The organism is Stenotrophomonas sp. AS1 (assembly GCF_048957655.1).
In the GTDB taxonomy this organism is placed as follows: Bacteria; Pseudomonadota; Gammaproteobacteria; order Xanthomonadales; family Xanthomonadaceae; genus Stenotrophomonas; species Stenotrophomonas bentonitica_A.
The window spans coordinates 620,771-634,428 of record NZ_JARVXM010000001.1; the positions used below are offsets into that span (position 1 = coordinate 620,771).

General features: G+C 67.6%; 11 protein-coding genes. 6 read left to right on the forward strand and 5 right to left on the reverse strand.

All coding sequences use genetic code 11. From position 1 onward, the window contains the following. The first annotated feature begins 17 nt into the window (after positions 1 to 17). Positions 18 to 611, forward strand: a complete 594-nt coding sequence (locus PV764_RS02825; RefSeq protein WP_019183145.1) for a TIGR00730 family Rossman fold protein — start codon at positions 18 to 20, stop codon at positions 609 to 611. A gap of 21 nt (positions 612 to 632) precedes the next feature. Here the strand turns inward: PV764_RS02825 and PV764_RS02830 are convergent, their stop codons facing one another. Next, the gene (locus PV764_RS02830; protein ID WP_343312069.1) at positions 633 to 3,515 is read right to left on the reverse strand and encodes an EAL domain-containing protein; all 2,883 of its coding nucleotides are present in this window, start codon (positions 3,513 to 3,515) and stop codon (positions 633 to 635) included. A gap of 203 nt (positions 3,516 to 3,718) precedes the next feature. Between PV764_RS02830 and PV764_RS02835 the strand changes: the two genes are divergently transcribed. The 5 genes from PV764_RS02835 to PV764_RS02855 all read left to right on the forward strand — a co-directional run bounded on the left by PV764_RS02835 (position 3,719) and on the right by PV764_RS02855 (position 7,924). Next, the gene (locus PV764_RS02835; RefSeq protein ID WP_026069777.1) at positions 3,719 to 4,273 is read left to right on the forward strand and encodes an RNA polymerase sigma factor; all 555 of its coding nucleotides are present in this window, start codon (positions 3,719 to 3,721) and stop codon (positions 4,271 to 4,273) included. Beyond that, complete coding sequence (locus tag PV764_RS02840; protein ID WP_421116155.1) at positions 4,270 to 5,250, forward strand: hypothetical protein; 981 nt, start codon at positions 4,270 to 4,272, stop codon at positions 5,248 to 5,250. The genes PV764_RS02835 and PV764_RS02840 overlap by 4 nt, the downstream gene beginning before the upstream one ends. A gap of 44 nt (positions 5,251 to 5,294) precedes the next feature. Further along, positions 5,295 to 5,903 (forward strand): IMPACT family protein, encoded by a 609-nt coding sequence (locus tag PV764_RS02845; protein ID WP_019183149.1) that lies wholly within the window; start codon positions 5,295 to 5,297, stop codon positions 5,901 to 5,903. Further along, positions 5,896 to 7,662 (forward strand): ABC transporter transmembrane domain-containing protein, encoded by a 1,767-nt coding sequence (locus PV764_RS02850; RefSeq protein ID WP_046272951.1) that lies wholly within the window; start codon positions 5,896 to 5,898, stop codon positions 7,660 to 7,662. The genes PV764_RS02845 and PV764_RS02850 overlap by 8 nt, the downstream gene beginning before the upstream one ends. Positions 7,663 to 7,729: 67 nt before the next feature. Next, positions 7,730 to 7,924: a hypothetical protein gene (locus PV764_RS02855; RefSeq protein ID WP_019183151.1), complete on the forward strand. Its 195-nt coding sequence runs from the start codon at positions 7,730 to 7,732 to the stop codon at positions 7,922 to 7,924. A 147-nt stretch (positions 7,925 to 8,071) separates the two neighbouring features. Here the strand turns inward: PV764_RS02855 and PV764_RS02860 are convergent, their stop codons facing one another. The 4 genes from PV764_RS02860 to dnaK all read right to left on the reverse strand — a co-directional run bounded on the left by PV764_RS02860 (position 8,072) and on the right by dnaK (position 13,558). Further along, positions 8,072 to 9,184: a prephenate dehydrogenase gene (locus PV764_RS02860; protein WP_284129547.1), complete on the reverse strand. Its 1,113-nt coding sequence runs from the start codon at positions 9,182 to 9,184 to the stop codon at positions 8,072 to 8,074. After that, positions 9,181 to 10,089: a pyridoxal kinase gene (pdxY, locus tag PV764_RS02865; RefSeq protein WP_019183153.1), complete on the reverse strand. Its 909-nt coding sequence runs from the start codon at positions 10,087 to 10,089 to the stop codon at positions 9,181 to 9,183. Before pdxY ends, PV764_RS02860 begins: the two co-directional genes overlap by 4 nt. Before the next feature lie 242 nt (positions 10,090 to 10,331). Further along, positions 10,332 to 11,465 carry a molecular chaperone DnaJ gene (gene dnaJ / locus PV764_RS02870; RefSeq protein ID WP_019183155.1) on the reverse strand — a complete coding sequence of 378 codons (1,134 nt, stop codon included), beginning with the start codon at positions 11,463 to 11,465 and terminating at the stop codon, positions 10,332 to 10,334. Positions 11,466 to 11,629: 164 nt separating this feature from the next. Next, a complete protein-coding gene (dnaK, locus tag PV764_RS02875) occupies positions 11,630 to 13,558 on the reverse strand; it encodes a molecular chaperone DnaK (protein WP_019183156.1) in 1,929 nt (642 codons plus the stop codon). Positions 13,559 to 13,658 lie beyond the last annotated feature (100 nt).

The window sequence follows — 13,658 nt, forward strand, 5'->3', positions numbered from 1 at the left end:
GAACACAGGAAGATCCAATGAAGTCGATTTGCGTTTACTGTGGTTCCAACCCCGGCAGCAAGCCGGTCTACACCGAGCGCGCCATCGCGCTGGGTGACCGCATCGCCCGGGATGGCCTGCGCCTGGTTTACGGCGGCGGCAACGTCGGCCTGATGGGTACCGTGGCCAATGCCGTGCTTGCAGGCGGCGGCGAAGTCACCGGCGTGATCCCGCAGCAGCTGGCGGATTGGGAAGTAGCCCACCGCGGCCTGACCGAACTGGAAATCGTCGGTTCGATGCACGAGCGCAAGTCGCGCATGTTCGATCTGTCCGATGCGTTCGTGGCCCTGCCCGGTGGCTTCGGCACGATGGAAGAAATCTTCGAAATGCTGACCTGGCGCCAGCTGGGCATCGGCAACAAGCCCTGCGCGTTCCTGGATGTGGATGGCTTCTACGCCCCGCTGATCGGCATGATCGATCGCATGGTCGAAGAGCGCTTCCTGCACCCGGCCCAGCGCGCGGACCTGTGGTACGGCTCGGACATCGATGAAATGCTTGCCTGGATGCGCGCCTACGAGCCGGCGCAGGCCTCCAAGTGGATCGACGAGAAGCGGGCCAACGCGCTGCGTTGATCCCCGTGCTGCCGCGACGGTTCAGGCCGTCGCGGTGGTCGCCATCGGGGCCGGCCGGCCCAGCAGATAGCCCTGGCCGTAATCGCAGCCCAGCTGCAGCAACGTGTCGTGCTGGGCCTGGGTCTCGATCCCCTCGCCCACCGTCTCGATGCCAAGCGTGCGTGCCAGCGACAGCACGCCCTGCACCAGCGCGTGCGTGCTCTGCATGTCCTGCCCGTGCAGGCCGGCGATGAACGATTGATCGATCTTCAGCGTCGAGATCGGGAAGCGATGCAGGTAAGACAGCGCCGAGAAGCCGGTGCCGAAATCATCCAGCTGCACCAGCACGCCGCGCTCGCGCAGGGTCTGCAGGATGCGCAGCGTGCGCGGGCCGTCATCCAGCAGCGCCACCTCGGTGATCTCCAGCCGCAGCCGGTGCGGATCGGCGCCGGCCGCTTCGATCAGGCCAAACAGGCGCGTGCTGAAATCGGCCGAGCGGAAGTGCCGCGGCGACACATTGACGGACAGATACCCTCGGCCGCCACGCGCAAGCTGGGTGATCACCTGCTCGTACAGCAGCCAGTCCACCTGTTCGATCAGGCCACTTTCTTCCCCCAGGTCCAGGAAGGCGCTGGGCAGCAGCAACCCGCGGCGCTCGTGCTGCCAGCGCAACAGCGCTTCGTGGCCGACCAGCTCACCATCGCTGAGCCGCACGATCGGCTGATAGAACGGCATGAAATCGCGGTTGATGATGGCCCGGCGCAGGTCCGCCTCCAGGTCCAGGCTGCGCAGGGCCTGCTCGCGCATCGCCTCATCGAACACCGCACAGCGATCGTTGCCCTGTGCCTTGGCGCGGTACATCGCCGCATCCGCATCGCGCACCAGCTCTTCGCCGTTGCGGTAGCGGGGGTTCCACATGGCGATGCCGAGGCTGCCGGAGGGGAACAGTTCGCGCCCCTTCACCCACATCGATTCTTCCAGTGCCACCAGCATGCGCTGTGAAAACTCCAGCGCCGAAGCCAGGCCGTCGCCGCACTGGAGCAGGATCGCGAACTCATCCCCGCCCAGCCGGGCGACCACATCCTGTGCGGAGATCATCGAGACGATGCGCTTGGCCACCTCGACCAGCATCTGATCACCGGCGGCATGGCCGATGCTGTCATTGACCAGCTTGAACCGGTCCAGATCCAGGAACAGCACCGCAAAGCCCTGTCCCTCGCTGGCACGCGCACGTGCGATCGCATCTTCCAGCCGGTCCAGCAGATGCAGGCGATTGGGCAGTCCGGTCAGCGCATCATGCATGGCCTGATGGGTGAGGCGCTGCTCAGCGCGCAGGCGCTCGCCGATCTGGCCCAGCAGCTTGTCGTTGACGTCGGCCAGCTCGCGCGTGCGCTCGTCCACGCGTCTTTCCAGATCGGCATGCGCATTGCGCAACCGCTCCTGGTCGCGCTGGCGCGCCAGCCCGTTGCCGATGTTCTGCGCCACGAAGGTCAGCAGCCGCTGGTCGTGCACGGTGAACACCACCTCAGGCGAATAACTCTGCACCACGATCACGCCGACCACATCGTCATCGCTCAGCAACGGCACGCCCAGCCAGCAGTTCGAGCGCGCGCCGAACTCGCGCACCACCCCGCTCTCGCGCAGCGCATCGATGCGCTCGCGGGTGGCCAGCAGCGGCTGGCGGTTGCGCACGATGAACTCGGTCAAGCCTTCACTGAAGGGCCGCGGTGCGCGCGACGGGTTGTACTCGTCCACCGAGTAGACGAACTCCAGCCCGTCACCTTTTTCGTTGACCAGTGCGATATAGAAATTGCGCGCATCCAGCAGCGTGCCGACGACGCCATGCACCTGGCCGTAGTACTGCGACAGCGACTCGGCGCTCATCGCCAGCTCGGCGATGTTGAACAGCGCCATCTGCAGTTTCTCAGCGCGGCGGCGTTCGACCACCTCCTCCTGCAGGTTGCGGTTGGCGCGCTGCAGCTCGACCGTGCGGCGCTCCACCTGCCGCTCCAGCTGTACCTGCGCCTGGCGCCGGTCCATCGCGGTCAGGATGTGCTGGGCGACATAGCCCAGCAGCGTGCGGTCGGCCTCGCCATAGCGCGCGCGATGCTCGTAGCTCTGCACCACGATCGCACCGCATACGCGCCCGTCGCGCAGCATCGGCACGCCCAGCCAGTCCAGGCTCTCGGGCCCACGCTCGGGGTCGTGTTCGTCATCGAGGATGGCCAGCAGCTCGCGCGAGGGTCCGCTCAATGGCTCGCCATGCCGCAACAGCGCGAAGGTGAGGCTGCGCGGCATTTCGTGTTCTTCGTAGCTGCGGTCCGGGTCGGCGACGAAATCATCTTTCTGATCGGCGAAGTACAGGAAGCGGACCCGGTGGCGAACGTCGTCGTACTCAACGATGAAGCAGTTCTGCGCATACATCAGGGAATTGAGCACGCGGTGGAAGTGGCGCAGCATCTCGGCCATTTCCAGATCGGCACCGGCCAGATCGGCGATTTCATACAGTGCCTGCTGCAGGCGCTTGGAGTCTTCCAGCGAGGCGATCTCGCGCCGCTGCCGGGCCAGCAGCACGGTGCTCTGGAACAGGCAGCGCGCGGCCGTCCACCAGCTGTCCGGTGGCGGCGTATCGCCGGCCAGTGACACGTCCAGGGTCAGTTCCGAGCCGCCATGGTGCCAGCATTGCTGCAGGGCCAGCCGCGCCGATGCCGCCTGCTGCCGCGGAGCGGTGGGACCGGGCCCTGCCGCGCCGCCTTCCGGGTGGCCGTGGCGGCCCTCGCCCAGCACCGGGTCCGACCAGGCCAGGGCGACCGCTGCGCCCGCCGGCAACTGGGCGCACAACGCCGTGGCGACCGCGGCAGGAATCACCGCATCACCGTCGCGTTGCACTGAAGAGGTCACCATCTGGCTGGACACGTCGCTCATCTCTCGGGCGCCGGCTGCCCGGCGCCTCCCCTGTCCTGCGAGCATAACGCGCGGACCGGGGGGCAATGGAAGCGTCTCAACCCCGTCCGGCGCTGCTGGACGTTCTTGATCCTGTGCCCCAGGTCATCGCCATGCCAACCCGTTCCGCCGCCCGGCGCCCCATCGACTATGCGAACACCCCCGCAGCGCTTACTCTGTCGGCCGTGGACGCCCTTGCCCTGCCGACTGATGAAGCGCTGATGCTGGCCTGGGCCGGCGGCGACCTGCGTGCGTTCGAGGCGCTGTATGGCCGTCATCGCAGCCGTCTGTACAGCTTCCTGCTGCGCCAGCTGCGCGATGGCGCGTTGGCCGATGAGATGTTCCAGGATGTCTGGCAGCGGGTGATCGCCGCGCGGGCCGGCTGGCAGCCCGAGGCCGCCTTCACCACCTGGCTGTTCCGGATCGCCCACAACCGCCTCAATGACCACTGGCGTGCGGCCAGGCACCGGCCGTCGGCCCCGATCGACGCCGATGAGCGGGTCGCAGCGATCACCGATGCGCGCACCCCCGAATCCCAGCTGTCCGAATTCGAACAGCGCCGCCAACTGCAGCTGGCGATGGAGCAGTTGCCGCCCGAGCAGCGCGAGGTCCTGCAGTTGCGCCTGGAACAGGAACTGAGCCTGGAAGAGATTGCCGAGATCACCGGGGTCGGCCGCGAGACCGTCAAATCGCGGTTGCGCTATGCCATGGACAAACTCCGTGCGGGGTTGACCGTATGAACCGCCCGGATCCGCTGACCCCTGAAGAACGCGAACTGGCCCGGCTGCTGGGCCGGCCCAGTGCCACCGGCCCGGCGCCGGCGATCGACGAGGCCGTGCTGGCGGCCGCGCGCACCGCCGTGGAAGCACCGGCGGCCGATGCGGCCACCTGGAAGCTCCCGCCCGATGCGCCCCTCCGTTCGCGGCGCCCGCGCTCGCGGCTTCCGGCGGCGTTCGGGCTGGCCGCCTCGGTGATCTTCGCGGTGGGCATTGCGTGGCAGCTCAAGCCCGACGACCCGCCCGCGCCCCCTCTGGCCGAGCCGGTCGCTGCCCCGGCCTCGAGCGCCGCAGTCACCGACGCTGCACCGGCGATGGATGCCGCGCCGTCTCCGCCACCGCCTGACGCGGCACCACCGGTGGTGCAACAGCAGCGCGCGGCCAAGCCCCAGGCACAGGCCCCGGCACACCCCCCACCTGCTCCAGCCGCCGCGCCGCCGGCACCCGAACGCGCACGGCGCGTCGCAGCGCCGCGCCCGGAAGCCATCGCCGCGCCTGTACCGCCCGCCCCGGCCCCGGTGCAGGCGCCGGCACCGATGATGTCGGCCCCGGCGCCCGAAGCGGCCACCTCCTATGCGATGGAGGCGGCAGAACCGGCGCTGGACCGTGTCGTGGTGACCGGCTCCACCCTCGAGCGCCAAGCGCCGCGCGCCGCCTCCACGAGCGCCGCACCGGCCAAGCCCGCGCCCAGCGCGCCTGGCGTGATGCGTCGTGCGGCCGCGCCGATGGCGGCACCCGCCTCGGCAGACGACGCCGTGCGCGCCCTGCATCAGGCCGTCGCGGCCGACGCCGGCCTGCCGCGCAAACAGTGGCTCAAGCGCATCCGCGAGCGTCGCGATGCCGGTGACGTGGATACCGCGCGTGCCAGCCTGGAACGCTACCTCCAGCAATACCCGGAAGTGCGCATCCCGCGCGATCTGCGCCAGCTGCTCGAGAACTGACGCTGCGCGTACGGTGAACGGGCATCCCCACTAGAATGGCGGGAATGCCCGATACGCTCGCCACCACCGTCAGCCACAGCCTGGACATCAAGCACAGCCGCTTCATCGCCCACGCCGCGCCGATCCCACATGTGGCCGCCGCGCTGGAATTCCTGCAGCAGGTTGCCGTCGTGGATGCCACCCACAACTGCTGGGCCTATCGCTACGGCAACGACTACCGTTCCAGCGACGACGGCGAGCCCGCTGGCACCGCCGGCCGCCCGATCCTGGCGGCGATCGATGGCCAGGGCTTCGACCGGGTGATGGTCGTGGTCACCCGCTGGTACGGCGGCATCAAGCTCGGCGCGGGCGGCCTGGTGCGCGCCTACGGCGGTACCGCCGCCGAGTGCCTGCGGGTCGCGCCACGGCTGCCTCTGATCGCCATGGCCGAACTGGATGTGCACGCCGGCTTCGAAGATCTGGGCCCGCTGCATGCCGCGCTGGGCGCGCATCTGGCCGAAAAAGTGGGCGAAGCCTTCACCGCCGACGGCGTGAACCTGCACCTGCGCTTGCCGGCCGATCAGGTCGAGCTGTTGAAAAACCGCCTCCGCGACGCCACTCGTGATCGTGTCCGTATTGAATCCCGCATCGAACCAGGCCCATCGAATGACTGACGCACCCGCTCCGCAAGACACGCCGATGCGCCGATTGGGCAGCTTGAACACGCTGTGGCCATTCGTGCGCCGGCATGTCGGGCTGTTCAGCGCCTGGCTGGTGGCCCTGGCCGTGTCGTCGGTGGCTACGCTGAGCCTGCCGGTCGCGGTCCGCCAGATGATCGACCACGGCTTCAACAGTGGCGGCCAGATCAACAAGGCCTTTGCCCTGCTGTTCCTGGTCGCGGTGGTGCTGGCGCTGGCCACGGCCGCTCGCTTTTTCTTCGTCTCCCTGCTGGGGGAAAAGGTGGTCGCCGATCTGCGCAGCCGCCTGTACGCGCACCTGATCACCCTGGGCGCCGGCTTCCATGACCGCAGCCGCAGCGGCGAGCTGGTCTCGCGCCTGACCGCCGACAGCGAACTGCTGCGCAGCGTGATCGGCTCGACCATGTCGGTGGCCCTGCGCAGCAGCGTCACCGTGATCGGCAGCCTGGTGATGCTGTTCGTGACCAGCCCGCACCTGGCGGCCTGGTCGCTGGTCGGCATTCCGCTGGCGGTGCTGCCGATCATCATCGGCGCCCGCCGCCTGCGCAGCATCGCGCGCGCCAGCCAGGACCGCATCGCCGATGCCAACAGCCTGGCTTCGGAAACCCTGGGCGCGGTACGCACCGTGCAGGCGCACGCGCGCGAGCCCTATGAACGTGGCCGCTTCAACGCCGCCCTCAGCGATGCCATCGGTGCCGCACGCCGGCGCATCCGCGCACAATCGATCGTCACCGCCAGCGCCATCGTGCTGGTGTTCGGCGCGATCGTCGGCGTGCTGTGGTTGGGCGCGCACGAGGTGATCGACGGCAACATGAGTGCCGGCACCCTGGGCCAGTTCGTGCTGTACGCGCTGATCGGCGGCGGCTCGGTCGGCGCACTGGCCGAAGTCTGGAACGAACTGCAGCGTGCCTCCGGTGGCATGGGCCGCATTGCCGAGCTGCTGCAGGAAGAGGTCGAGATCACCGCCCCCGCCAATCCCACCGCGTTGCCGCAGCCACTGCGCGGCGAGATCCGGTTCGAGGAGGTGGTGTTCCACTACCCGCAGCGCCCGGATACCGCCGCGCTGGACCATGTGGACCTGCACGTGCGCCCGGGCGAGACCGTCGCACTGGTCGGTCCGTCCGGTGCCGGCAAGAGCACCATCCTGTCGATGCTGCTGCGCTTCCACGATCCGGCTGCCGGCCGCATCCTCGTGGACGGCGTGGACCTGCGCCAGGTCGACCCCGCGCAGCTGCGCGAGCAGCTGGCACTGGTGCCGCAGCAGCCGACCCTGTTCGCCAGCAGCGCGTTCGAGAACATCCGCTACGGGCGCCTGGACGCGACCGATGAAGAGGTGCAGCGCGCGGCCGAAGCGGCCGAGGCCGATGAGTTCCTGCGCGCCCTGCCCGAGGGGTATGCCAGCGAGCTTGGCGAGCGCGGTGCGCGCCTGTCCGGCGGCCAGCAGCAGCGCATCGCGATCGCGCGCGCCCTGCTCAAGAACGCGCCGATCCTGTTGCTCGACGAAGCCACCAGCGCGCTGGATGCACAGAGCGAGCGCGCCGTGCAGCAGGCGCTGGAGCGCCTGATGGCCGGGCGCACCACGCTGGTGATCGCGCACCGCCTGGCCACCGTGCTCAAGGCCGACCGCATCGTGGTGATGGACCACGGTCGCATCGTGGCCCAGGGCACGCATGCCGAACTGCTGGCCGAAGGCGGTCTCTACGCCGAACTGGCGCGCCTGCAGTTCATCGATTGATGACGGGCCGGTAACACCGGGCGTCGCATCCTGCAGCCCTCACTGGATGCGCTGCAGGAGGTGTTTCATGTCGTTCCGACAGTTTCCCGCCACCGATGCCAACGGCGACGACTACGTCATCATCGAGTTCAAGGATGAGCAGGCCGATGCGGCCGCCGGCAACAGCCAGGGGGCGCGCTATGAGTTGGCCGACGGCCGCCATCTGATCCGCGACGGCCGCCAGTTCCGGACCGCCGGTGGTGAGCTCACCCTCACCACCTGAGGCCCGGCAAAAAAGTTGCACGGATGTTGGTCATTTTTTGACCAAGTATCTTGACAGCCTTTTGGCGCAAGGCGCGAACACACTTATCCACACGTTTGTGCGCAGATCATCCACACCCCCTGTGGATGAATGTTGCACTGCACCGTGTCAGCGCACCAGCACGCGGCCGATGCCGGAGGCATCGATCTCGATGGCGGCCGCCTGCAGTGCCAACGCGTCGCTGCCCGCCACGAACCCCACCCGGAAGTGCACCTCACCGGCGGGCGTGCGCGAGGAATGGATCGACGCCAGGCTGACCCGGTGCCGCTCGAACACGTGGAGCAGCTCGCGCAGGGAACCCGGCCGGTCTTCCGGGAGATGCACGCTGATCGCATTGCGCTCGGTCAGATCCGCGAGCAGGTACCCGACCCGCTCGAAGGTGTAGTTGCCATCGGCCAGCACCCCGGTTCCCAGGCTGTCACGATTATCCAGCAACAGCTGCTGTCGGAACGCCGCCCGTGCCGCGTCATCGCCCTGCTCCAGCTGCGCCCGAAGCTGATGCAACTGGGCCAGCAAGCGGTCCAGCATCGGTGCGACGTGCGGATTGCCGAACTGGATGTCTTCGTAGATCGCCGGATTGAGCGAGAGGATGCGCGCGATGATCGCGGTATCCAGTTCGAACGAGGCCGAGCGGTACGGCATCAACGCCGGCAAGGCGCCCAGGATCGGCGCGTACTCGCGCAGCACGCCGGCCTGCGCCAGATGGGTGGCATGCACCATTGCCTGCACCAGCGCCATGACCTGGTCGTGGTGCTCCGGCGTGGCGCGCACGCACTCGGCTTCCAGCGCGTCGCACAGCTGCTGCACGAACGGCTGCCACTGCGACAGGCGCGCCTCGCAGACCACCATCACCCGACCCTTGAGCGTGGGTGCCTTGGGCGGTGCGGTCATCGGGTGCAGGCCCACCACCTCCGCCTGCGAGGCGAGCATCGCCTCCACCGGTGCGGATTTGACCGAGGTGACATCCAGCCACAACCGACCGGCTTCGCGACCGGCAGAGCGCGCCGCATAGTCGGCGATCAGCGCCGGCGTGTGCCGGATCGGTGCGGAGAAGATCAACACCTCCGCGCGGTCCAGCAGCGTCTCCGGGCTGTCCGATGCGGCATCGGCCGGGTCATGCCCGATGACCTCCAGCCCAAGACGTTGTTCCAGGAAGCGGCGCAGCCAGCGCCCGTAGGCACCGTCGCTGCCGACGATGCCCACCACCGGTGTCAGACTCACGCCAGACGCTCGGGAACGAAACGATCGGGCAGCGCCAGCGCCGCCGGCGCCGCGGCCAGCACATCGAACTCTTCGTGGCCGTTGGCCAGCGTGGTTTCCAGCGCGACATGCACGCCGGCGATGGCGCGCGAGATCGCCTGTTCGAAGGTTTCGCCACGCAGCAGGAAGGCGACCAGCAGCGACATCAGCACGTCGCCCGTCCCGGCCACGTCCACCGGCAGATGCGGCGAGGACCAGCGCCAGATGGCATCACGGCTGACCGCCAGCGTGACCAGCTGGCCCGGATCACCGCCGACGCTGTGCGCCAGCACCCATTCCGGACCGCGTGCGAGCAGGGCCTGCGAGGCGGCGATCGCATCGTCCTGGGCCAGGCTCGGCATCCCCGTGAGGCGGCCGAGTTCGAAGGCATTGGGCGTGACCAGCCAGGCGTGCGGAAGCAGGCGTTCGGCGAAGACCTTCTCCAGGCCCGGCTCGACATAGGGGCCGGTATGGGTGTCGCCGATGACCGGGTCCAGGCAGTAGCGCAGCTGTGGCGAGGACGGCAGCACCGCATCGAGCCAATCGGCGAAGGCCGCACCGTTGCCGACGCTGCCGAAGTAACCGGAAACCAGCATCCGCGCGCGTTGCGGCAGGCCGCGCTCGCCCGCACCCAGGAGCAGGTCGGCGAACCAGTCCGAGGGCAGCACGCGGCCACGCGTGGTCTCGTAGAACGGCGCGTTGCTGAGCAGCGTGGTGGGGATTTCGGCCACGCGCACGCCCAGCGCGCGCAGCGGCGGCACGGCAGCGCTGTTGCCGGCATAGCCGTAGACCAGCTGCGACTGGACCGAGATAACGTCGACCGGCGACGGACCGTCCGGGCGCTGGCGGCGGCCGTGGACCAGGTGGCTTTCGAGGGATTCGTTCATGCCGACATTTTACGCCCGGCGCCGCCCGGTAGAGCCACCCCACGGGTGGCTGTCAATCCACGGTAGAGCCACCCCATGGGTAGCTGTCGATCCACCGGGCACCGCGTGCAGCCACCCATGGGGTGGCTCTACCTTGGCCGGGCGGTGCAGCCACCCATGGGGTGGCTCTACCCCCGGTCTGGGCGCACAAAAAGCCCCCTGTCGCCAGGGGGCCTTCGGTAGTTCACAGGAACCTGTGACGCTTACGACGTCATGCGATCCCAGAAGCCCTTCACGCCATCGATGAACGTCGCCGACTTGGGCGAATGCTTGCGCGCTTCCTCACCGGTGAAGGTGGTCTCGAACTGCTCCAGCAGCTTGCGCTGCTCCGGGGTGAGGTTGACCGGGGTCTCCACCACCACGCGGCAGTACAGGTCGCCTTCGCTGCGGCTGCGCACCGAACGCACGCCCTTGCCACGCATGCGGAACAGCTTGCCGGTCTGGGTTTCGGCCGGAATGCGGATCTCCGCATAACCACCGAGCGTGGCCACGCGCACGGTATCGCCCAGCGCGGCCTGCGAGATGCGGATCGGCACTTCGCAGTGCAGGTCGTCGCCGTCGCGCTGGAAGATCGCGTGCTCGCGCACCCGCACTTCCACGTACAGATCGCCCGCCGGGGTGCCAGCCGGACCGGCCTCGCCTTCACCGGACAGACGGATGCGGTCGCCGGTATCGACGCCCGCAGGCACCTTGACCGACAACACCTTGTCTTCCTCGACACGGCCATTGCCGTGACAGGTCTTGCAGGGGTTCTGGATGATCTGGCCACGGCCGTTGCAGTGGTGGCAGGCCTGCTGCATCGCGAAGATGCCCCGCTGGATGCGCACCTGGCCCTGGCCACGGCAGACCGAACAGGTCTCGACCTTGCCATCTTCCGAACCGCTGGCATTGCAGTCATCGCATTCGACAAGACTCGGAATCTCGATGCGGCGTTCCACGCCCATCACCGCTTCTTCCAGGTCCAGCTCCATCACGTAACCGATGTCGGCACCGCGACGGGCCTGGCGCGGACCGCCACCGCCGGCGCCACCGCCGAAGATGTTGCCGAAGATGTCCCCGAAGATATCGCCCATGTCCGGGCCACCCGGACCACCGCCGCCGCCCATGCCGTGCTCGAACGCGGCGTGGCCGTGGGCGTCGTACATGCGGCGCTTGTTGCTGTCGGACAGGGTTTCGTAGGCTTCCTTGCATTCCTTGAAGGATGCTTCGGCCTCGCTGTCACCCGGATTGCGGTCCGGATGGTACTTCATCGCGCAACGGCGATAGGCCTTCTTCAGTTCTTCGTCGCTGGCGGTGCGGGACACGCTCAGCACTTCGTAGTAATCGCGCTTGCTCATAACTTGAATCGGGTTCCGGAAGTCGGGATTCGTCAAAGCGGAAGAGCGGCACCAGGTCCGCTCTTCCGCCGGGCGCCCCGACAGGCCGGGAAACGGCTGTCAGGACCAGAAGGGGGATATGACAACGGGACGCTGCCTGCGCAACGTCCCGTGTCGAGTCCGGATCAGGACTTCTTGTCGTCCTTGACTTCGGTGAACTCGGCGTCGACCACATCGTCGTGCGCGCCGTTGTTGGCACCGGCATCCGGGCCCGGCGCCGCGCCGCCCTGCTCTGCCGCTGCGGAGGCAGCAAACAGCGCCTGGCCGGCTTCTTCCAGCACCTTCGACTTGGCTTCGATCTGGGCCTTGTCGTCGCTCTTCATCGCGGTTTCCAGATCGGCCAGGGCCGACTCCACCTTGCCGATCACATCGCCGCCGACCTTGCTGCCGTGCTCGGTGATCGCGGTACGGGTACCGTGGATCAGCGCGTCAGCCTGATTGCGAGCCTGGACCAGCTCGTGGAACTTCTTGTCTTCTTCGCGGTTGGCTTCCGCGTCGGCGACCATGCGTGCGATCTCGTCCTCGGACAGACCCGAACCGGCCTTGATCTCGACCTTCTGTTCCTTGTTGGTCTTCTTGTCCTTGGCCGACACGTGCAGGATGCCGTTGGCGTCGATGTCGAAGGACACTTCCACCTGCGGCAGGCCGCGCGGCGACGGCTCGATGCCGGAGAGGTCGAACTTGGCCAGCGACTTGTTGAAGCGGGCCTGCTCGCGCTCACCCTGCAGCACGTGCACGGTCACGGCCGACTGGTTGTCCTCGGCGGTGGAGAACACCTGCGAGGCCTTGGTCGGGATGGTGGTGTTCTTCTCGATGATCTTGGTGAACACGCCACCCAGGGTTTCGATGCCCAGCGACAGCGGGGTCACGTCCAGCAGCAGCACGTCCTTGACGTCGCCGCCCAGCACGCCGCCCTGGATCGCAGCACCCAGTGCCACCGCCTCATCCGGGTTGACGTCCTTGCGCGGTTCCTTGCCGAAGAACTCGGTCACGGCCTGCTGCACCTTCGGCATGCGGGTCTGACCGCCGACCAGGATGACTTCACCGATGTCGCTCGAACGCAGGCCGGCATCGTTCAGCGCGATGCGGCACGGCTCGATCGACTTCTTGATCAGGTCTTCCACCAGCGCTTCCAGCTTGGCGCGGGTCAGCTTGATGTTCAGGTGCTTCGGGCCCGACGCGTCAGCGGTGACGTACGGCAGGTTCACTTCGGTCTGCTGGCTGGTGGACAGCTCGATCTTGGCGCGCTCGGCGGCGTCCTTCAGGCGCTGCAGGGCAAGCGGATCCTTGCGCAGGTCGATGCCCTGGTCCTTGTTGAACTCGTCGACGAGGTACTCGATGACGCGGTTGTCGAAATCTTCGCCGCCCAGGAAAGTGTCACCGTTGGTGGCCAGCACTTCGAACTGCTTCTCACCGTCGACGTTGGCGATCTCGATGATCGACACGTCGAAGGTGCCGCCGCCCAGATCGTACACAACGATCTTGCGGTCACGGCCGTCACCCTTGTCCAGGCCATAGGCCAGGGCAGCAGCGGTTGGCTCGTTGATGATGCGCTTGACTTCCAGACCGGCGATGCGGCCTGCGTCCTTGGTGGCCTGGCGCTGGCTGTCGTTGAAGTAGGCCGGCACGGTGATCACGGCCTCGGTGACGGTCTCACCCAGGAACGCTTCGGCGGTCTTCTTCATCTTCTCCAGCACGCGGGCGGAGATTTCCTGCGGGGCCATCTTCTTGCCGTCGCTGGTCTGCACCCAGGCGTCGCCGTTGTCATGGGCCAGGATGCCGTAGGGCACGTGCGCGATGTCCTTCTGGACTTCAGCGTCGGTGAACTTGCGGCCGATCAGGCGCTTGACAGCGTAGAAGGTGTTCTTGGGGTTGGTCACGGCCTGGCGCTTGGCCGAGGCGCCGACCAGGACTTCGCCGTCCTTGGTGTAGGCGACGATGGACGGCGTGGTGCGATCGCCTTCCGCGTTTTCGATGACGCGGGCCTTGCCGCCGTCCATGATCGCCACACACGAGTTGGTGGTGCCGAGGTCGATACCAATGATCTTGCCCATGAGGGAGACTCCTGAAAGTTCTGGGTACATCCGGCAGTTGCCGGGTTATGAATGGGATGTGTGGGACGCTGGGGACACTTTCAAGCCGTCCATCAAACAC